Source organism: Alteromonas sp. KUL49, assembly GCF_006538345.1.
GTDB lineage: Bacteria > Pseudomonadota > Gammaproteobacteria > Enterobacterales > Alteromonadaceae > Alteromonas.
In genome coordinates this window covers 58,438-77,295 of the sequence record NZ_BJKL01000013.1, presented here as the reverse complement: position 1 = coordinate 77,295, position 18,858 = coordinate 58,438, and the positions used below count along the sequence as shown (strand labels likewise).

General features: G+C 43.8%; 18 protein-coding genes and 1 other annotated feature. Of the genes, 11 read left to right on the top strand and 7 right to left on the bottom strand.

The genetic code is table 11. The features are described from left to right. Position 1: 1 nt before the first annotated feature. Positions 2-904, bottom strand: a complete 903-nt coding sequence (gene hisG, locus EYS00_RS18520) for an ATP phosphoribosyltransferase (RefSeq protein WP_130639335.1) — start codon at positions 902-904, stop codon at positions 2-4. Positions 905-942: 38 nt separating this feature from the next. Continuing rightward, positions 943-1,060, bottom strand: a sequence feature (His leader region). 197 nt (positions 1,061-1,257) lie between these two features. Between hisG and EYS00_RS18515 the strand changes: the two genes are divergently transcribed. Both EYS00_RS18515 and EYS00_RS18510 read left to right on the top strand, forming a co-directional pair. Continuing rightward, on the top strand, positions 1,258-1,581 hold the full coding sequence (locus EYS00_RS18515) for a hypothetical protein (protein WP_130639333.1): 324 nt from the start codon (positions 1,258-1,260) through the stop codon (positions 1,579-1,581). Positions 1,582-1,622: 41 nt separating this feature from the next. Beyond that, positions 1,623-2,159 (top strand): dihydrofolate reductase family protein, encoded by a 537-nt coding sequence (locus EYS00_RS18510; RefSeq protein WP_130639331.1) that lies wholly within the window; start codon positions 1,623-1,625, stop codon positions 2,157-2,159. A 60-nt stretch (positions 2,160-2,219) separates the two neighbouring features. Here EYS00_RS18510 and EYS00_RS18505 read toward each other — a convergent pair whose 3' ends face one another. The 3 genes from EYS00_RS18505 to EYS00_RS18495 all read right to left on the bottom strand — a co-directional run bounded on the left by EYS00_RS18505 (position 2,220) and on the right by EYS00_RS18495 (position 5,222). Further along, complete coding sequence (locus EYS00_RS18505) at positions 2,220-3,377, bottom strand: carboxylesterase (protein WP_207301731.1); 1,158 nt, start codon at positions 3,375-3,377, stop codon at positions 2,220-2,222. A 105-nt stretch (positions 3,378-3,482) separates the two neighbouring features. Then, the gene (locus EYS00_RS18500; protein WP_130639327.1) at positions 3,483-4,367 is read right to left on the bottom strand and encodes an AraC family transcriptional regulator; all 885 of its coding nucleotides are present in this window, start codon (positions 4,365-4,367) and stop codon (positions 3,483-3,485) included. 180 nt (positions 4,368-4,547) lie between these two features. Next, a complete protein-coding gene (locus EYS00_RS18495) occupies positions 4,548-5,222 on the bottom strand; it encodes a hypothetical protein (RefSeq protein WP_130639325.1) in 675 nt (224 codons plus the stop codon). Positions 5,223-5,481: 259 nt separating this feature from the next. Here EYS00_RS18495 and EYS00_RS18490 point away from each other — a divergent pair, with 259 nt between their 5' ends. Both EYS00_RS18490 and EYS00_RS18485 read left to right on the top strand, forming a co-directional pair. Next, the gene (locus EYS00_RS18490; protein WP_130639323.1) at positions 5,482-7,617 is read left to right on the top strand and encodes an ATP-binding protein; all 2,136 of its coding nucleotides are present in this window, start codon (positions 5,482-5,484) and stop codon (positions 7,615-7,617) included. Continuing rightward, entirely contained in the window at positions 7,614-8,282 is a 669-nt protein-coding gene (locus EYS00_RS18485) for a response regulator (protein ID WP_130639321.1), read from the top strand. The genes EYS00_RS18490 and EYS00_RS18485 overlap by 4 nt, the downstream gene beginning before the upstream one ends. Here EYS00_RS18485 and EYS00_RS18480 read toward each other — a convergent pair. Continuing rightward, on the bottom strand, positions 8,279-9,139 hold the full coding sequence (locus EYS00_RS18480) for a TraB/GumN family protein (RefSeq protein WP_130639319.1): 861 nt from the start codon (positions 9,137-9,139) through the stop codon (positions 8,279-8,281). The genes EYS00_RS18485 and EYS00_RS18480 overlap by 4 nt on opposite strands. A gap of 153 nt (positions 9,140-9,292) precedes the next feature. Between EYS00_RS18480 and EYS00_RS18475 the strand changes: the two genes are divergently transcribed. Together EYS00_RS18475 and EYS00_RS18470 are read left to right on the top strand one after the other, a co-directional pair. After that, positions 9,293-10,201, top strand: a complete 909-nt coding sequence (locus EYS00_RS18475) for a sulfite exporter TauE/SafE family protein (protein WP_130639317.1) — start codon at positions 9,293-9,295, stop codon at positions 10,199-10,201. A 35-nt stretch (positions 10,202-10,236) separates the two neighbouring features. Next, the gene (locus EYS00_RS18470; protein ID WP_242618831.1) at positions 10,237-11,526 is read left to right on the top strand and encodes an alpha-amylase family glycosyl hydrolase; all 1,290 of its coding nucleotides are present in this window, start codon (positions 10,237-10,239) and stop codon (positions 11,524-11,526) included. A gap of 50 nt (positions 11,527-11,576) precedes the next feature. Here the strand turns inward: EYS00_RS18470 and EYS00_RS18465 are convergent, their stop codons facing one another. Beyond that, positions 11,577-12,848: an acetylhydrolase gene (locus EYS00_RS18465; protein ID WP_130639313.1), complete on the bottom strand. Its 1,272-nt coding sequence runs from the start codon at positions 12,846-12,848 to the stop codon at positions 11,577-11,579. Between the two features lie 105 nt (positions 12,849-12,953). Then, positions 12,954-13,292 carry a hypothetical protein gene (locus tag EYS00_RS18460; RefSeq protein ID WP_130639312.1) on the bottom strand — a complete coding sequence of 113 codons (339 nt, stop codon included), beginning with the start codon at positions 13,290-13,292 and terminating at the stop codon, positions 12,954-12,956. Positions 13,293-13,471: 179 nt separating this feature from the next. On the opposite strand from EYS00_RS18460, the gene EYS00_RS18455 reads away from it, so the two are divergent. The 5 genes from EYS00_RS18455 to EYS00_RS18435 all read left to right on the top strand — a co-directional run bounded on the left by EYS00_RS18455 (position 13,472) and on the right by EYS00_RS18435 (position 18,831). After that, complete coding sequence (locus EYS00_RS18455; RefSeq protein WP_242618830.1) at positions 13,472-14,200, top strand: hypothetical protein; 729 nt, start codon at positions 13,472-13,474, stop codon at positions 14,198-14,200. A gap of 210 nt (positions 14,201-14,410) precedes the next feature. Beyond that, positions 14,411-15,670 carry a GGDEF domain-containing protein gene (locus tag EYS00_RS18450; protein ID WP_130639310.1) on the top strand — a complete coding sequence of 420 codons (1,260 nt, stop codon included), beginning with the start codon at positions 14,411-14,413 and terminating at the stop codon, positions 15,668-15,670. A 176-nt stretch (positions 15,671-15,846) separates the two neighbouring features. Beyond that, entirely contained in the window at positions 15,847-17,766 is a 1,920-nt protein-coding gene (locus EYS00_RS18445; protein WP_130639308.1) for an ATP-dependent DNA helicase, read from the top strand. A gap of 4 nt (positions 17,767-17,770) precedes the next feature. After that, positions 17,771-18,460 carry a tRNA (adenosine(37)-N6)-threonylcarbamoyltransferase complex dimerization subunit type 1 TsaB gene (gene tsaB / locus EYS00_RS18440; RefSeq protein WP_130639306.1) on the top strand — a complete coding sequence of 230 codons (690 nt, stop codon included), beginning with the start codon at positions 17,771-17,773 and terminating at the stop codon, positions 18,458-18,460. Positions 18,461-18,489: 29 nt separating this feature from the next. Beyond that, on the top strand, positions 18,490-18,831 hold the full coding sequence (locus EYS00_RS18435; protein WP_130639304.1) for a hypothetical protein: 342 nt from the start codon (positions 18,490-18,492) through the stop codon (positions 18,829-18,831). Positions 18,832-18,858: the final 27 nt, after the last annotated feature.

Below are 18,858 nucleotides of genomic sequence, written 5' to 3'. Positions count from 1 at the left end.
CTTAACCCATCATTTTTTCAATTGGCATAACAAGAATTGAGCTACAACCTAGGGCTTTCAGCTTTTCCATAGTTTCCCAGAATAAATCCTCTGTGCTCACTACGTGTATTGCAACACTCTCTTCGTTACCGGCAAGTGGTAATACCGTTGGGTTTTCTGCACCTGGTAATAGGCTTTTCACTTGCTCTAGATACGCTTTTGGTGCATGTAGCATGATGTACTTACTTTCTTTTGCTAGCATTACACCGTCAACACGTGGCATTAGACGATTAATAAGCGCTTGCTTTTCTGCGCTCATACCGCCGTCGGCACGTTGAATTAAGACTGCTTTTGAACGGAAGATAACATCTTCTTCCACAAGGCCATTGGCTTCAAGTGTTGCGCCAGTTGACACTAAATCACAGATGGCTTCTGCAACACCTGCGCGCGGTGCAACCTCTACTGACCCTGTTAGCATGACGGCTTTAGCGTTGATGTTTTTCTCTTCGAAATAACGCTCAAGAAGGTAGGGGTAAGTAGTAGCAACGCGCTTGCCTTCAAGAGATTGAATGCCCGCGTATTCCATTTCGTTAGGTACGGCGATAGACAAGCGGCAACCGCCGTAATCGAGGCGACGCAATACTTCATAGCTAGAAGGTTTGTTTGCCGCTTTGCGTTCTAGCATCTTTTCTTCAAGTTCGTTTTCGCCGATAAAACCAAGGTCGGCTACACCATCCATGACTAGACCTGGAATGTCATCGTCACGAACGCGAAGTAGATCAATTTCTTCGTTAGTAGAGTGAGCAATCAGCAAACGGTCGCGGATATTCAGTTTTATCCCGATTGCTTTGAGAAGGGCAATGCTGTCATCACTTAAGCGACCTGATTTTTGGATCGCAATTCTAAGTCTGTTGCTATTACTCATTGATAATTCCTTAACACTTTATTGTGCGCCTAAAAACGAAAAACCCCCGAAAGTTGCCTTCCGAGGGTCGAGAATTTTTTCATCTGCGCCGTTGGAAGGAAACAATAACCTTCCAGCACGAACCTGAAAGGTTATGCTTTGTGATGATGGTGGTGTAGCGCAGCGCAATTTAACATTTAGATAGACAATACCTGTTTTTTGAACGAGCGAAACATTATCGTTTTGCTTGTGGTTTTGCAAGGCGAAATTGAACTCTTTTCGCCCAAAGCGTCTAAATTTTAGTATATAAGCTAAAACTATTTAGTATGAATGCCGATGATCCATGTACTAATCGCGTGATTTTGGAGTAAATCATGAGCAATGATCTATTGTTTTCAGTGCTGCCAAGAAATACTAGGCCGACTATTAAGCCTGACGAACGTCTCAAAAAAGTGGACAAAAGTAAGCGTGACGAGCAGCTCAATGAGGACGAAAAAGAACAGCATGAAACTGTGCATCATGTCGACGACGATGCGCAACGAGCATTACACAAACGAGTAGAGGAGCGAACGGGAGACAGACAAGGAAACGATCAAAAACAGTCAAAGGAGCATTCTTCTAAAGCACAAGAGACGTCTGATGAAGAAGGGGAAAATAGTAAGCCTGACGCGCGTAAGCATTTTGATATTTACATCTAGTATCATGAGCTTACCGTTGCCCAGTACTTAGTGGAGTTACAATGGCGAATATTGTTTTTATCGCGGTAAGTCTTGATGGTTACATTGCTGATAAGCAGGGTAGCTTAGAATGGCTCGATGCTATACCTAACCCTGACAATGTAGATACTGGCTTCGGGTGTCTTATCAACCGAGTAGATGCGGTAGTGATGGGGCGAAAAACCTTCGATGTTGTAGCGGGTTTTAGTGGTGAGTGGCCGTATACTAAACCAGTATTTGTTGTCAGCAAGACGTTGACACAGCTCCCCAACGGTTACGAGAACAAAGCAACACTAATCAACGGTACTCCAACCTTCATCGTAAGCCATCTCGCTGAAAAGGGTTTTACTAAGCTCTACATAGACGGAGGCACTACGATTCAGCACTTTTTAGCGGCTGATTTGATTGACGAGATGGTAATCACTCAGTTTCCTATTTTACTCGGTGGAGGTTCCCCCTTGTTTGGAGCGTTGGTGCAACCACTGTATTTCAACGTTAGTAAAAGTGAAGTCGTGCTTGATAATCTGGTACAAACCACATTTTTGAGAGAAAAAACGTAAACACAGATTTATTAACGAATGCTGGTTTAACTGCGGTTCATACCCAATTGTTTATTCGTGCTACAACCTACTCATTGCATCTTCTAACGCTCGGTAGTAGGGGTTCCACGTTAACCTTGCGTGAATCTTTCCGTCCTCCTGATAGCCCCAGGCTGAGAACCACACTCCTTCACCTCGCTCACAGGCCTCTACTGCGTTTTTGTCAAACGAATTAGCACACATTTTATGTTCGCCACCAACACCGTAAAAGGAATTGTCGGGAGAGAATAGCGGACTCATGTGAGACCCCGTGCTAATTCTGTTATCCGGTAAACGCATACTCAGGGACGTTATTGAATCGTGTGTAAACTCAGATTCGCCATACCACAGCATGTGATTTTTTGGATTGTTGAATCTGTTGAGGTAAAGATCTTTAATTGCAAAGGGGTCGACTACACTGTCGGCTTCACTTATCGCAATAAGCGTTGGAATATCAATCGTCTTGTCTTTGAGTAACTCGCGGACTTTAACCGCACTATTTGAATAGGCGATTGCGCCATTTAGAGGAGCGGAGGTATAACGCGCGGCATTGCGCTCTTCGGCTTTGTAACCGTCGATAAACACTGCTGCTAGCGGTGCCAAACGCTCGAGTTTGGGTGTTTTAGACTGAAAACCTGGTGAAAACAGTACTAGCCCATCTATATTGCCCTGCTCGATAGCGTGAATAGTCACTAGGTTTGCTCCGGTTGAGAAACCACCCAGCAACACAGTATCGAAATCTTGCTTCAACAAATTGGCGTAGTGGTCAACAATGCGTTGCCAGTCCGTATAGTTTGGCAGCATCAAATCTTCAGGTTTACTACCGTGACCTGGTAACAAAAGCGTTTGTACGTAAAAGCCCTCACCTTCGAGTGATTTTCCAATGTCAGAAAATGAATATGGAGAGTCACCAAGACCATGAACAAGTAACACTGCCTTTCGGCTGGTGTTCTTATTACCTCGCTCCGAAGGCATATTCATGGCAAGTTCTTTATCGGAGTTATTAGAAATAAAGTTTCGGTTTGAGACTAGCCATTCGCGTGTGGCGACAACATATTCAGTAAAAGAAGGTTGGATGTAATCATAGTAATAACTCGACTCATGTAACGCATCATCGCTTGCACTGTGAGACACCGAACATCCAACAAGACCGATAACTGACACGATCGCAATAATACCTACAACAATATTTACCCACATTCTCATACCCTAATTTTACCTCCGCCTATTTCGTAGTGCGCATAATAGTGAATGTTGTAGCTCGAGTCGTTACACAAAACCGCGTATTTTGTATACATAACTTCTTTAATGAACTTGATTGCGAAATTGTGTTGGGGTTTTGCCGACTTTTTTCTTGAACAAACGAGCAAAATACTGCGGATACTCAAATCCTAGAGCGTAGGCAATAGTGGCTACAGAATCATCGGAGCCTAACAGCATATTCTTGGCTCGTTCTATTTGATAGGCGTGAATGTTTTCCAGCGCCGTTTTTCCTGTTTCTACTTTCAAGCCGTCACTTAAGTAACGTGGTGTCACGTGAAGTTTATCAGCTATCTCTTCGACTGAGGGGATATGATCGGTAGCTAGTGCTTTCAAGCAACTAAAAAACCTATCCTCTAACGAGGACATTGGACTTTCCATTCTTTGCTGAAACTGCCGCTGATAAAACCTGTCAGTATACGAGAGCAAGGTTGCCAACTGAGATACCATAATGTCTTTGCTGAAAGCATCGTGATTCTGCGAGTATTCTTGCTCTAAAGCATCTAACAAACCTTTGACCAGGCCTTCTTCTCTAGGGGACAAATGAAGTGCTTCATTGACGGCATAGGTGAAATAGTTTGCCGATTCAATTGTCTTTTGAATACTAGTGCCGCGCAGAAAATCCTCATGAATTAGAATCGTCCTCGCGTCTGATTTAATATTGAGTTTGGCTATTCGTACAATTTGACGAGGCGACATGCAAAGTAGACTTCCCCCCTTAAAGTCGTATTGTGTCCTGCCGTAATGAATTTCCCCCTCAATAATGTGTTTCAAGCTTATGGCGTAAAAATCCGTACTAAGCTCTATTTCTTCATCAACACAACTCGCATCAGAATCAACACTAGACACGGATATTAAGGGGTGTTCTGGTGCGGGCATACCAAAATAATCATGATACTCTCGAATAGAACTAAAATGTTTTTTCTTCATTTTTGACCCCCTAAGTACTTTAGAAAAAACGTTATTCTAGATGTAAATTATTGCCAGTTTAGCGTGTTGAGATAGAGAGTCAGTGCACAAAACAGTTCAATCTGTGCACATTTTTGCGAAAAAGTAGTTTTGTTGATAAATGAGGGTTAGTAATTATATACGGAAAAGCGATAGCAGCGATCAATCACTTATTTTGTTTTTGTAAATTTTACCTAGCTTGACCACAGGACTTTTTCTAGTTCGGACTCTGTGGGTGGTGATTGAACCAAATAGCAAAATGACAAACACTATGGTGATGATAAGTGCCTGCATACCCGGAGAGGACACTTCGGTGATTGCAGTGTAAGACAGCGCATCAAAGCCGTAAGTGGAATTGTTAGTTAGGTCACCACTTCCTACCAAGGAAAAAGATGTAATAGCGGTATCGCTAATAATTCCAAAGAAAGTACTTTCGTTCCAAACACTGGTGACCTGAAATGCCTCGAGTATTTCGTTACCAGCGCTGTCTATGTAGTCCAAACTTGTTGAATTGAGCTCATTTAGGTCAAATCCAATGGCAAATACCTCGTGGTTAAAGGTGATTGTGAGCGTGTCTCTTTCACGAAGTGATAGCGCGTGAGTACCTTCACTCACGTGGCTAGTTGTTGTTCTGTAGCGCTTGAATCCTGAGGTGGTGTCGATTGATATGACTGTGAGCGCACTATCGTTAAAGCCGTCAAAGTCTAGTTCTCCCCCTACGGCGTTTTCGAAGGCTTCTCTATCCGTAAATAGAATATAGCCCGCTTGAACAGATTGACTTATTAGGCAAATAATTATTAGTAAAGTTGTTCTTAAACGGTAGCTTCTCACAATCATATCTCTCGACGACAAAGCATAATTAAATCGGAAAACTGGTTATTGGGTTGAGGTGTTGCTTTTGCGGATTTAACGTGAGTAATACATCCACGGGGACAGTATCGCAGGCAATTGTGAGTAAATTATGAGGTGATCAAAAAAGCTAAATTTTAATAGTTTCCGAGGTTTTTTTTGATTATCTTTGAGCCATAATTTTTTGTTAAGCATTAAGCAAACTTTCGTTGATGCGAGTTTGTGAGGCTCATAAGGTTGTTTATTTATGTTTCGCTGGCTTTTACTCCTGATGTGTATTTCGCTTCTTTGCGATGAGTTAATGGCCCAGCAGGCAATACCTCCTGAGAGTGAGGAAGTGCGATCGCAGATTCTGGACAGCTCCTTATCGAATTCAAAGCGTCTGGCTACCATCATAGAATTTATTAAAACGCACCGAAGAAGCGATCCAGATACCTCACTGGAGTACGCTGATCTCGGATTCGAACTTCTCAAAATTACCGCTGACCCATCTCTCGAATCACAACTCGTCGGGTACATGACTAAGATCTATTTAGAGCGAGGGGAACTTAATCGTGCAGAAAGCCTGATCAAACATGGGCTATCAGCGGCAGATCGTGCAAATTCGCCGCAAGGGTTAGCGATAAATCTATTCAATCAGGCATTACTTTATCAGCTAGATAATAAGCTTGTACTGGCACTCGATAGCTACAACGAATTGAAACGAGCCTATATCGCTACAAAGGATATTAGTGGATTAGCGGCAGCCCATAACAACATGGGTATTATCTATCAGAACTTAGGTAATTTAGAAGACGCACTGTCCCACTTTCAACAGGCTCTTCCTTATTACACGGAGTCAGGAAGTAAGGTACACGAAGCCAATACTATTATGAATATTGGTGAGTTACTGTATTTGATTGGTGATGTAAAACAGGCCGAGCAAAACTATCAACAGGGATTAAGTTTAATTACACGGGATAGCGCACCTCTCAGTTTTCTTGAAGGGCACCTGCGGCTCGCTATCTTGTATGGCGACCAACAAGCATTGAGCCTTGCATCAGAGCATCTGTCTCTGGCCACTTCTGTCGCTAAAGAGTACGACTTAATTGCCTCCCTGTTGAGTATCAACTATGAAGAAATAAAGCTATTGAGTAAACAAGGTGATGCTGACAAGGCATATGCTGTATTGCTAAACGTGGAGGAACTTCTGCGAGATGACGTTCAACCTGAGCTCGCATTGGGGGCATTCTATTTCAGAGCGCTTGTTGCCGTGGAACAAAAAAGATGGAGTGACGCTGAGAGGTACATAGATGCACTGTTTGAGAATCATGTGTATGACTTTAGGTTTTTTGAACTTCAAGATGCTTTGTCGTTGGCATTTTTGATTAAACGTCAATTGGGCAAAGACGCACAGGCGAATGCCATTATTTCTGAATGGTTCAGTCGATATCGAGATCATCAGAAAGACAACCGAGATGCACTTATTGCTCAATATGCGCAGCTTTACAAAGTCAATGAAGCAGAACGTGAAGTAGAAGCACTCACTCAGCAAGCTATCGAAAATGAAAATGAAAAGTTGCGCTCTCAACAGCAAACCCGGCAAGTCGTGTTCATTTTTGTTGTAGTGAGTGTAGTGCTATCAGCATGCCTATTATTGATATGGCAGAGAGGTAAAGCGCTAAAACGAGAAAACTCCTTAACTAACGAGCTAATTACGCAGAAAAAGCGCTTTTTTGCAGACATTTCTCATGAACTTAGAACACCCTTGACCGTGTTCAAGTTAAAGATGCAAGAGCTTGAATACAATATTGCGGATGATCCAAAACGAATATACAAGCTGCTCAACGAGAGAATAGATAGCTTTAATAGTTTGATTAACGACATATCTTTGCTCGCTCAAAATGACAAAGGCGAAATAGAGCTACACTTTGAGCACGTCAATCTGCGAGAATTTTTTGAACGGCGAGGCGATGAATTGTCTAGCCTCGCCGCCGAGAATGGCTTAAATGCAATAGTTGATATCAGACTGACTAATGCCGACGAAGGCATCATCGATGCAGCTAGGGTGCGGCAAGTGTTGGCAAATTTGTTTAGCAATGCTTGCCGTTACACCCATGCTCCCGGAAAGGTGCGATTCAAAGTTAAACTGTCTGAAAGTCGATTGTATTTTCGAGTTGAGGATAGCGCTCCCGGCCTGAGTATTTACGAGCAGCGCAGAGTGTTTGATCCCTTGTATCGCGTAGATAAATCTCGCAGCCGAAAATTGGGTGGTAGCGGGTTAGGGTTGTCAATTTGTAACGACCTTATCAAAGCACAGAATGGAACTATCTCTATCGACAACAGCGAACTAGGCGGCGTTATGCTGTCAGTTGTACTACCGAGAAATGGCGGGAATACATGAATAATAAACATATTCTGATTGTAGAAGACGAAGTAGATGTGGCAGATAGTGTAAAAAACTTTCTGCATAAAGCTGGATTCAAAACGTCGCATTTGGAATCCGGTGAGCCAGTGATCGAGTTCGTCAATAGCACACCTGTAGACCTAATCCTACTGGACATAATGCTGCCAGGCATGTCTGGGTTAGAAGTATGTAAAGGGCTGCGTAGTTTCTCAAATATACCCATATTCATGTTAACAGCCTGTGCAGAGGAATCGCAGAGACTAGAGGGGTTAGAGCTGGGGGCAGATGATTACATCAGTAAGCCATTTAGCGCGCCGGAGCTGGTACTCAGAGTAACCAATTTTTTAAAGCGATTTGGCGGGGGAGAGCCAACGCTTGGATTGAGCGTCAACAAAGACGAATTTTCCGCGTCATTCAACGGTGAAAAGATTGGGCTGACGAAAGCTGAGTTGGAGTTGATTGCACTTTTACAAAAGCGGCCCAATCAGGCGTTTACACGTGAGCAGATCCTAAATTCAATTTACAGCGACTACCGAGATGTGAGTGACAGAACTGTCGACACTCACATAAAGAACTTACGCAAGAAGCTAAAAGCGGTATCTCCAGAGCATGAGTATATACAAGCTGTATATGGCGTAGGATACCGCTACGTGCTGGCTTAGCCTTTTACCTTCTCGACGGTATAGCCTTGAGCTTCAAGTAATGCCAATACACCGCCATTGCCAGGTAGATGAAGTGCACCGACTAGCACGAACTCAACCTCAGGAGAGTCAAAGAAGCTGATTAAGTGAGGGAGCCAGTTGTGGTTTCTCTCTACTAGAATGCTCTTGTAAACTTCAGGGTAATCCTTCGCAAAAACGTCCAGAATGTCTGTGGTCATTCCTTTTAAATCACCTTTGAACCAATAGTCTTTCATCAAGGAGAGGTTCTCTGGCAGAGTTTTGATATCTTCCAAGGTGTACTGAATTAGTCCATCAGGATCGTCTTCACCCATGGCGACAATAAATGCGAGTTGTTGCTCTGGCGACTCTAACCATGCCAGTGTCTTGCCCGCGCCTTTGGCTTTTTGTGCATAGTGAGAATCAACGCCTTCGAGTGTCAGTCCTAAACGCTGAAGTTCACCAATCGTCAAAGTGAGAGAAACAAGCTGTGGCTTTAGCAAACTCACACTCTCAATTGGCCAGCCCCTTGATGCAAAATGACTCGCTAGCGCATTGTATGTGTCTTCCGATAGATGTGATTGTATGGTTGAACCGTCAGAGTAGCTTAATTGCTGAAGCAATTGCTGAGAAAAAGCGGGTGAGTTAACAGCGTCAAGATCGGTCTCTAGAACAATACTTGATGCCTTATCAAAAGCGATTTCATAGGGTGTTGGTAACGGATAGTCGCCTTCACTTAACAGGTGAAGTGTGCCGCCGACAAATATCGTACTTTCACCCTTTGAAACCTTCCACACGGATGCTGAGAATGCAGGAGCCGCAACTACCACTGCAGCTAAGAGCAAGAATATCCTTTTCATTTTTAAATACTGATTAAGAGTTAGGGGGCACTTACTCTAACGATAACGTCTAAGGAAAACAAAGGTTTCATAAATTTATTGTTTAAAAGATTGTATTTTTATCGCTGTCTGGCAAAGTGCCTCAAAATGTAAATTTATTGTGTGGAGGTTCGTTTGCGTCGTTTTGTTAATCTGGTTGTGGCTCACCCGATAAGAGCATTATTGCTCGTTGTGTGGCTATGTGCAGTTGCTGTTCAACAAAACGCTGTCTCGCTGATTACTGATTACGGACTCTTTACGGTATTGGGTATCATCGGTGCAATTTTTGCCAATGCCACTGGCGCAGGTGGTGGAGTAGTCTTTGTTCCCTTTTTTAATTACTTGGCGTTTGATGCAACAAGCATTGTTGCCACGAGTTTCGCTATTCAATGCTGTGGTATGACAGCAGGAGCAATCACTTGGTGGCGATACAAGCAGCATAACCACCCATCTGATCCAGAATGGCATCCGGTAGTCTCAGGCTTGGGGCTAACCTTGCCATTTTCTGCGTTAGGTTTGTTCTTCGCTCAGTTTGGACCTCAGTATTTTTCGCTATTGGCTTGGCTACAGGGCGGAGTAGCTGAACTGCATATAGGTTTTGGTATCTTTTCTATATTTCTCGCCGTTGCGATTTTTGCCTCTATTCCCTTAATGGGAAACAAAAGCTATCACTACAGATTTACGCGATTGGACACGCTTTGCTTACCTGTGATTGGTTTCGTGGGGGGGATTATCACTGCATGGCTCTCAGTGGGCGTCGGCGAGCTAGTGGCTGTGTATTTAATCATTCGTGGCTTTAATATTACTATGGCAATTGCAACTGCAGTTATCTTGTCTGCATTGTCAGTTTGGTGCGCAATTATTTACCACATTACTATTACTGAGGCGGTGATATGGCCGGTTGTTCTATTTGCCGGAGCAGGTGCTATTATGGGAGGAATGATAGCAAAATATGTAGTGCTGGCATTTTCACCGCAAAAATTGAAAATTTTCTTTGGTGCTTGGGTCTTAGTACTCGGTGTTGCAGGACTACCCGTGTTCTAAAAATTTAACGAGAGACTGCTATGAATGAGTTTTCAATGGATAATAAGCGCTCGTCTAATCAGCCTCAATGGTCAAAAAACGCTGTAATTTACCAGGTCAATACCCGTCAGTTCTCACCTCAAGGTACCTTTGAGCAAGTCACCAAAAAGTTAAACCATATAAAATCTCTCGGCGCTGACATTGTGTGGCTTATGCCTATTCACCCCATCGGTGAAATGCATCGCAAAGGCACATTAGGCAGCCCTTACTCCGTTAAAGATTATTACGGTATCAATAGTGATTTCGGAACAGACTGCGACCTAAGAACACTTATAACGGCTGCCCATGATTTGGACCTCAAGATTATCCTAGATTGGGTGCCAAACCATAGTGCATGGGATAACGCACTCGCAGACCTCCATCCTGATTGGTATGCCAAAGATCATCACGGTAATTTTCGACCGTCACCTTGGTGGGATTGGTCAGATATTATTGAGTTTGATTACAGTGTCCCTGAACTGCGAATTTACATGATTGATGCAATGAAATACTGGGTCGACAATTTCGACATAGATGGATTTCGTTGTGATGTGGCGGGTTATGTACCGAACGATTTCTGGCAGCAAGCCTGTGATTCACTGTGTGAGATAAAGCCAGTCTTCATGTTAGCCGAGTGGGAAAATCGCGACCTTCATAGTGCTGGTTTTAACATGACTTATGCGTGGTCTTGGAATGAGACTGTTCATGAAGTTACCCAAGGAAGGTGCTCACTCGATAGGCTGAGAAAGTATTATTCGTGGAATGAGCGTTCGTGGCCTGCCGACGCTTATCGCATGACCTTCGTGAGTAACCATGACAAAAATGCATGGGATGGTACTCAGCATGAACAGTTTGGTGAAGGTCTGGAAGCGGCGATTGTGTTATCAGTGGTGGGGGAGGGAATGCCACTGATTTACAATTCTCAAGAAGCAGGTGAATCTAAGCGGTTAGCCTTTTTTGAGAAAGATTGTATAGCGTGGAAAAAACACTCCATTGGAACCTTGTATCAAGAATTGATTGCGTTCAAAAAGCGCACTTCGGCCCTATGGAACGGTGATTTTGGTGCAAGAATGATTCACGTACCAAATTCTAAAATGGCGCAAGTAATTAGCTTTGTTCGTCAAGATAATGCGAGTAAAGTCGCCGTTTTGATTAACTTCTCTGGTTCATGCGTACGGGTATACTTGCAAGATACTGTGGTGGAAGGTCAATACGAAAATGTGCTCACCAGAACACCATGCAAATTGGATACGCAAAGTGAAGTGACTTTAGGGCCTTGGTGTTATCTGGTTGCTGTTCAAAGCTGAGCTCCAAAGGAAGAGCCCAGCGGGTTAAACAATCTAAAAAGAGTATATGACTAGCGTTTAGATTCCATGGTTAAACCCAGTGCATAACGATGGTCGAATCCTTTCCACTGCTCAGGTACTTCACCATTTACCGGTGCTTGATTGCTGTTACCTTCAACATTCAGATAGTCGCAGAAGTCTGCTTGCGCTTTTACGTGGCAATTCATCAGTGCGAGTGCAAAATGCTCATTAATGGCATTCATGCTCTGTGAGCGCCATGCAGGCTCGATGTAATGACCAATATCAAGCTCGTTACCAAACGCCGCGCTTGGTGCCGGATGGGGCGCAATGTTGTGTCTAGCATTGATAAAGGTGAGTAATTTCGAGTCTTTGTTGCCTGTGCTCTCGAACAACCAACGCATGCCCTCGTAACCTGATACGTCATCGTGATCACCGGCCACATAAAGCACGGGCACCTTTACTTGATTTAACGCTTCTTCAGAAAATACGCGATGTTGACCACCCCAAGGTGCTAGCGCCATCATAGCTTTCCAGCGTGAATCTACTGCAGACGCGTCTGCGTTACCACCTGCACAGGTGTTAAGTAAACCTTTGATGGCTTGAATCGTCTGTATATCTTCAATGCCAGTAAATGCACCAACAGCCTGGTCCGAGAAGGCAAAGCAGCCGCCCACAGTATTCACTGCGCCGTATCCACCCATTGAATAACCGATCAATCCTGCGCTGTTTGGATCTGACACCTGCTTAAATTTATCGTGTTCAATAATGCTGCTAAGTGTCAATACTTGGTCTCTGGAACGATTTAGTAATGTACTTGGAAACCCTGTGAAAGGGGCATTTATGAGGTCGACGTCCATATTGGTTGAATCGGTGTGGTCTATCCCGGCAACAATATAACCGTGTGACGCAAGGTGCTCTCCGAGGTAGTACATAATTGTACGATAGCCAGTGTAACCGTGAGATAGCACAATAACGGGGAACTTAGCATCAGTAGCAGCGACGTCTGCATCTCGATACGAAGTACCTTGAATGCTAAAAGGAATACCACTACGGGTTTCATTGTCGTAAACGGCAAGTTGACCTTCCGCCTCGGCTGGGTACCACACTTCAAGAGTCAAGGCTCTATCCACGGTTTGTCCCGTGAGTGTCATTGTGGGCTGAGGGTAAGCTATAGAAAGTGTGGTTACACCAACGGAGTATTCCCCCTTATCACTAAGCTCTGGAGTAATATCGGCGGGGTAATTTTTGTATAAATTTTCAGTAGCTTTTAGTTGTGGAGTCACTAATACCAACAGCGTTACAAGTAGGGTAAACGTTTTCATTGTTTTGTCTATTTTTGGGCAGATTTGCTTGTAGATATTACGTTGGCGTTTTTCAATTACAATAGCTTGCCTATTCTATCTATTGATACTTAGCTATAACGATATTCAATGGCTAATCGTCCGATTGTGTCTGTCTTGCCATGGCAATATGGCTTCAATACGTCGATGCATAGCGCGCTGACATATATCTGCACATATGGCTTCTAGCTCTTGCTCAGTGACGGGCTGGTTTAATTCTAGTGAAACCTCTGCTTTTCCAGCAACGTGATGAAGCGATGTTGATAATACTTGCAGATCATCCACTGCAATAGACTCAACGATAGGGTTTTCAGTATTAAAACACAGTCTTCCTGCCACTGTGGCAATATCTATTTTCTTTGAAAAACGGGTGAACACTTCAACTTTGTAAACGTTGAACGGGTATTCGTTAGCAGTATTGAACATTTTTTAGTCCTCGTTTGAGCTGCAAAAAATCACTCACACACCTCGACACTTTTCCGATACGACTATTGAACATACACAGTTCATTCATTAAATATTTAAAATGTAGCTACCTGGTTTTTTCGATCAATCTCATGACTTTGAGCGTAAAAAGAGTGATGTAAATATAAGGTGTGATTATTGTGAGGCTGCTACTTGTTAAGTTTGTTGTTACTACTGGTATGTTTACAGGTTCCGGTGTGAATGCAGCGTATCTAGAAGGTTGTGATGATCCAAAGTATCACCAATACATCGAACAGCGGTTTGAGTATTTTGAGTCGCGAAATAGACGATTGTTAAATGACACACAGCGCGATTATCAAATGAGTGTGTCACTCAATAACAACGCTTATCAAGTACTCACTCACCTAAGCCGACACATTAAATACAGTGCCCAGTTTGAACCGATTGAAACAGCGCAAGAGAAAATTGGTCTCGCCTTTGAACATGCTGCCCAGATGAGTATTGAACAAAAGATTGCGGGTGAGGTTTATGACGGATTTAGTGTTGAAAATCACAACGTCGAAATTGCGCGAGCATGGATTGCATACAGGCAAGGAGACATCAAACGAGCCATTGAAAAGCTGAGTAGTGCAATAGAGGGGGTAGACTCAGCACTGTTGGGCGCTTTTGGTCCAGACTTTGATTTTGCGCGACAACTCTACCGCGACGGTCACACTGCGTCCGTGGTGGAATATATTAAACAGACTGAATATTTCTGGACGGGCGAGCGTCCGGACGCATTGCGTGCGGCTTGGTTAAATATGATCGAGGCTGGCTGTAAAATTCAATTTGATTCCATAGATGTCATTACCGCCGAGCAATTAGGGCTGGGTACTGTTGATGTTCAACACGTATTGGGACTAGATTGATACATCTTATTGGCGTTGACCATTTAACCAACTCTTCTCATTTGAAGGCTAAATCTAGTTCTTCGTCACTTATTGTTTCAAACCTTCTATAATACTAACGGTGGCTACTCACACAGCAGGGTTTCGGAATCGGAGATTTCTTAAGTCTGTTGCACCTATATCCGCTTAACTGAACGAGACAACTTTTTCTGCAATTTGGAGTACTTCAAAATGCCCAGTGAATACATTCCTTTGTCACAGCAGTGTTGTTTTAAGTTGTTTGATAGTTTGGTTGACTCAATTGTTGTATTCGATAGTGAAGGAAAACGGGTATATAGCAATAAAGTATTTGATAATCATAGTGATAGCTTTAAGCAAACAGTGGTTGCAGAAGCAAAACTTCACGCTAGTCCAGAAGCAACGACGTTTTGGAAGGACGAAAAGCTTATTAAACAAGTTGATTTGGACGACGGCTTTGCATACATAATTTCTCCTGCACGAATGGAAACGTCCATTGCAGACTCGACACTGAAAATGCTGTCAAATGCCCTAGAACACTCAGACAATGTTTTCGATGCAGCGGTTGAAGCTATCTATGAAAGCTTGGGGTGGAGGTGGGTCTCTGTTACTCGTTTTCTTTCAAAAGATAGGGTTGAAGTGCTGTCTTCTTGGGACACCAATAAGCGAACGGATAACTATGAATTTAGTGTTTTAGGAACGCCCTGTGAGCAGGTGGTGAATACCAACAAATTCATCCAGTTCGACGATGTAATTAGCGCTTTTCCAACATATCAACCACTGCATGACATTGGAGCGAAAGTCTATGCTGGATTAGTCTACAGAGGCGCCGATAATCAACCATTGGGCCACATCATGGTAATGCATGATCACAAAGATGTAGATTTTGTGCTTGCAGAAGAAGTCATCAGTGTCGCTACATTAGCTTTATCGTCTTATCTTCAGTTGCACAAAACCAACAACAAGTTGAGAGAGGTCGAAGCCAAAGCAAACATTGATGGCTTAACTGGCATAGGTAACAGACATGCTTACCAAGAGGCGATGAAGCAAGTCAGCAAGGATTATCTTATCCAAGGCAAAGGAGAGATGACCATTGCCGTATTAGACTTGGATAACCTCAAGCCATTGAATGATAAATTTGGCCACGCTGCCGGAGACAAATTTATAAAGCTAATGGCATCAGAACTTTCTCAGATTGGTAGGCAAAGTGATTGTGCATTTAGGATAGGTGGTGACGAGTTTGCAGTTATTTTTAGCGAATATTCTGAGGAATTTGTTGAACAACTTAAGCAAAGGATTAGTGAAATTACTCAACGAGTATCTGAGCAATTAAGTTACAACGTTGGGGCAAGTGTTGGTTTCTCCTCTTTATCTGAGGTCAATGGAGATGTTGTAAGATGGGCCTCGCTCGCAGATGAGCGAATGTATGAAGCAAAGAAACTAAAAGCTGTTGAAAGCTATACAGGCGAGTAAAGCTTTACCCTCCAAAGGTGCTTAATTCTGCGCGGGTGATTTCATTGCTGCGTTTTCAAAAATATTCTATCAATTGTATCTGTTTGTACCTGAAATCTTATTTAATTGTGCCACTTACTCATGATTATTTGGCATAATGCGACGCTTTAACATCTGAGCACATAAAGTTTCAATTTATGCCTTCAATTAACGACGTTTTTTCTTCTGATGGTTTGCTTGCCAAGGCGATCAATGGATTTGTTCCACGCCAAGCGCAAACAGATATGGCCATTGGTGTTAAGAAGGCAATCGATGACAGTAGCAGTTTGATTGTTGAGGCCGGTACGGGAACAGGTAAAACCTTCGCTTACCTAGTGCCTGCGCTGTTAAGTGAAGGCAAAGCTATTGTTTCAACGGGAACCAAAAACCTTCAAGAACAACTGTTTCACAGGGACTTACCCATAGTAAAAAAGGCGCTTAAAAGTCGCCGTAAAACCGCATTGTTAAAAGGGCGTGCTAACTATTTATGCTTGCACCGGATGGGGCAACATGGCGGTAACTCCACCCTTGTCGAAAAGGAAGTGCTAGGGCAATTATCCGAAGTGCGGCGTTGGTCTACTACGACGAAAACCGGTGACATGGGAGAGTTAAAAACACTGCCCGAAGATGCCAAAGTGTTACCACTGGTGACATCAACTGTCGACAATTGCTTGGGTAGAGACTGTCCCGATTATGAGGAATGTTATTTAGTTCAAGCTCGCCGAAAAGCCCTTGATGCCGATATTATCGTGGTAAACCATCATCTGTTTTTTGCAGACATGGCGCTCAAAGACACCGGATTCGGTGAGTTGATCCCTGAAGCTGATGCCATTATCTTCGATGAAGCTCATCAGATTCCCGATATCGCGAGTGATTACTTTGGAGAGTCACTTTCAACTCGCCAGATTAGTGAGCTCGCAAAAGATATCACTCTAATCGTGCGGACCGTACTGAAAGACGCTGGGCAATTGGATAAAGCAGCGGATAAATGCAAGATGATTGCTGCTGACTTACGCTTGTTGTTCCCAGAAACGCCCCATCGAGGTAACTGGGCTGAAGCGCTCCAGCGAGATGATGTAAGAGATTTAATTGGTCGATTGAGTGAAGCGCTTGGCGTGCTTCACGATGTTTGCAAGCTGCATGTGTCTCGCGATAAAGATCTGGATAATTTGTACGAACGAGTCGTGGCTGCTCGAGAACAGCTCGACGCCTTGAGCGATGATAAACAAGAAAACGTCAGTCTTTGGTACGAAACGACTAACCGTCATCTGATCATGCACCTGACTCCTTTATCTATAGCGGCAAAGTTTAGACGTTTTGTATCTTCACCACCTCGGGGATGGATTTTTACTTCTGCGACGTTAATGGTTAATGAGGGATTCGAGCATTTTCAACGCCGAATGGGTTTGGAAGACGCAGCCACCTTAGGTTTGGACAGCCCTTTTGACTACCAACAGCAAGCTATGCTTTGCGTGCCTCGATACCTGCCTGAACCCAATAGCCCAGGTATGAAAAAGACCCTTTTTGACACCGCTAAACGGTTAATTAAAGCGAGTCGGGGGCGTTGTTTCTTGTTGTTCACTAGCCATGCCATGCTGCGGGAAATCGCTGCTAAATTAGAAGATGCTATCGACAACCCATTGCTTGTGCAGGGTACTACCACAAAACAGGCATTATTGGATGCGTACCTAGCTGATGAAAAAGCTGTGCTTATGGGGACTGGCGCTTTTTGGGAGGGCGTTGACGTTCGCGGCAGTGATTTGGTGTGTGTGATGATAGATAAACTCCCTTTTGCGTCGCCAGACGACCCCTTGCTTCAAGCCCGGATGGACGACGTGAAAAAAAGAGGTGCTAATCCTTTCGCTATTATTCAAATTCCCCAGGCTGTCATTACTTTAAAACAAGGTGCGGGGCGATTAATTCGAGATCCATCAGATAAAGGTGTTTTAGTAATTTGTGACAACAGGTTAGTCACCAAACATTACGCCCAGTCATTTGTGGGTAGCTTGCCTGACATGCGAAGAACGCGAAGCTTAGATGAAGTAGAAGCCTTCCTTGAGACAATTGATAATGAGTAACACTATGAATATTTTGGCCATAGATACCGCCACCGAAGCCTGCTCAGTAGCTTTGAAAACTGAAGACGGCACCGTATTCAGTCGTTTTGAAATTTGTCCACAACAACATAGCCAGCGTTTGCTACCCATGGTTGATGAAGTATTGGCTGAATCCGGACGTACACTCGCTTCACTTGATCTACTGACTTATGGTCGTGGGCCGGGGAGTTTTACGGGAGTGCGTATTGCCACAGGTATGATTCAAGGGTTGGCCCTAGGCACTGGGCATTCAGTTGTGGGCGTAAGTACACTCGCGGCAATGGCGCAGCAACAGATTGCGGCTACCAGTGCTCGTTTTGTCGCAAGTGCCATCGATGCGAGGATGGGCGAAGTCTATTTTGCCGTGTACGAAAATACCAACCAAGGTTTGGTACTTGTTGTCGAAGAGCAAGTTTGTCCCCCTGAAACCGCCGCTGAATTACTCCAATCTCTCAGTATTGAGTTTGATACGGTAGGAACGGGATGGGCCGCTTATGAGGCTCTTGGTTCACTTACTAATATTGACAAAACATCCGTGCTGTATCCGAGTGCCGAACATATGCTCTCACTTGCGTTAGTGGCTAACGATAATGGAGAGGCAACGAAAGCCATCGATATTGAGCCTGTATATTTGCGTGACAAAGTGACGTGGAAAAAGCTTCCCGGAAGAGAGTAATCGTTATTTCTACCGCTCAGGCGTGATTATTGCTACAGCACTTTTTTGCGTCAAAAAGTGTTGGTAGATTAACGTCAATGGAAATTCGCTCCACAGGGCTGGTCTCGTTATCTGACCCTACATCTGGGAAAAGCACCAGAGTAGAGAAGGCTGGTGATCGCCCCTCATCTGACAATAGTTCGCCCAGTCGAGGGGGCGTAGTCATTGCGCCCGATGAGCAGTCTGCGAACAACGCGCAAGCTTATCAGCGGTTTGTCAAAGAGGAATATAGCTCGTTTAGTCAAAACGCCATCGCTTCATATCAACACTTTGAAAAACAATCTGAGCGCGAGAACCTTCAAGCCATGTTCGGCGTAGACATTTATGCTTGAGAAGTGTAAATCCTACATATTATTCAT

Excerpts from the sequence above, each read along its gene's own strand:
- EYS00_RS18495 (WP_130639325.1), bottom strand. The coding sequence starts at position 5,222 with ATGATTGTGAGAAGCTACCGTTTAAGAACAACTTTACTAATAATTATT.
- EYS00_RS18515 (WP_130639333.1), top strand. The coding sequence starts at position 1,258 with ATGAGCAATGATCTATTGTTTTCAGTGCTGCCAAGAAATACTAGGCCG.
- EYS00_RS18500 (WP_130639327.1), bottom strand. The coding sequence starts at position 4,367 with ATGAAGAAAAAACATTTTAGTTCTATTCGAGAGTATCATGATTATTTT.
- EYS00_RS18505 (WP_207301731.1), bottom strand. The coding sequence starts at position 3,377 with ATGTGGGTAAATATTGTTGTAGGTATTATTGCGATCGTGTCAGTTATC.
- EYS00_RS18480 (WP_130639319.1), bottom strand. The coding sequence starts at position 9,139 with ATGAAAAGGATATTCTTGCTCTTAGCTGCAGTGGTAGTTGCGGCTCCT.
- hisG (WP_130639335.1), bottom strand. The coding sequence starts at position 904 with ATGAGTAATAGCAACAGACTTAGAATTGCGATCCAAAAATCAGGTCGC.
- EYS00_RS18460 (WP_130639312.1), bottom strand. The coding sequence starts at position 13,292 with ATGTTCAATACTGCTAACGAATACCCGTTCAACGTTTACAAAGTTGAA.
- EYS00_RS18445 (WP_130639308.1), top strand. The coding sequence starts at position 15,847 with ATGCCTTCAATTAACGACGTTTTTTCTTCTGATGGTTTGCTTGCCAAG.
- EYS00_RS18510 (WP_130639331.1), top strand. The coding sequence starts at position 1,623 with ATGGCGAATATTGTTTTTATCGCGGTAAGTCTTGATGGTTACATTGCT.
- EYS00_RS18470 (WP_242618831.1), top strand. The coding sequence starts at position 10,237 with ATGGATAATAAGCGCTCGTCTAATCAGCCTCAATGGTCAAAAAACGCT.
- EYS00_RS18450 (WP_130639310.1), top strand. The coding sequence starts at position 14,411 with ATGCCCAGTGAATACATTCCTTTGTCACAGCAGTGTTGTTTTAAGTTG.
- tsaB (WP_130639306.1), top strand. The coding sequence starts at position 17,771 with ATGAATATTTTGGCCATAGATACCGCCACCGAAGCCTGCTCAGTAGCT.
- EYS00_RS18485 (WP_130639321.1), top strand. The coding sequence starts at position 7,614 with ATGAATAATAAACATATTCTGATTGTAGAAGACGAAGTAGATGTGGCA.
- EYS00_RS18490 (WP_130639323.1), top strand. The coding sequence starts at position 5,482 with ATGTTTCGCTGGCTTTTACTCCTGATGTGTATTTCGCTTCTTTGCGAT.
- EYS00_RS18465 (WP_130639313.1), bottom strand. The coding sequence starts at position 12,848 with ATGAAAACGTTTACCCTACTTGTAACGCTGTTGGTATTAGTGACTCCA.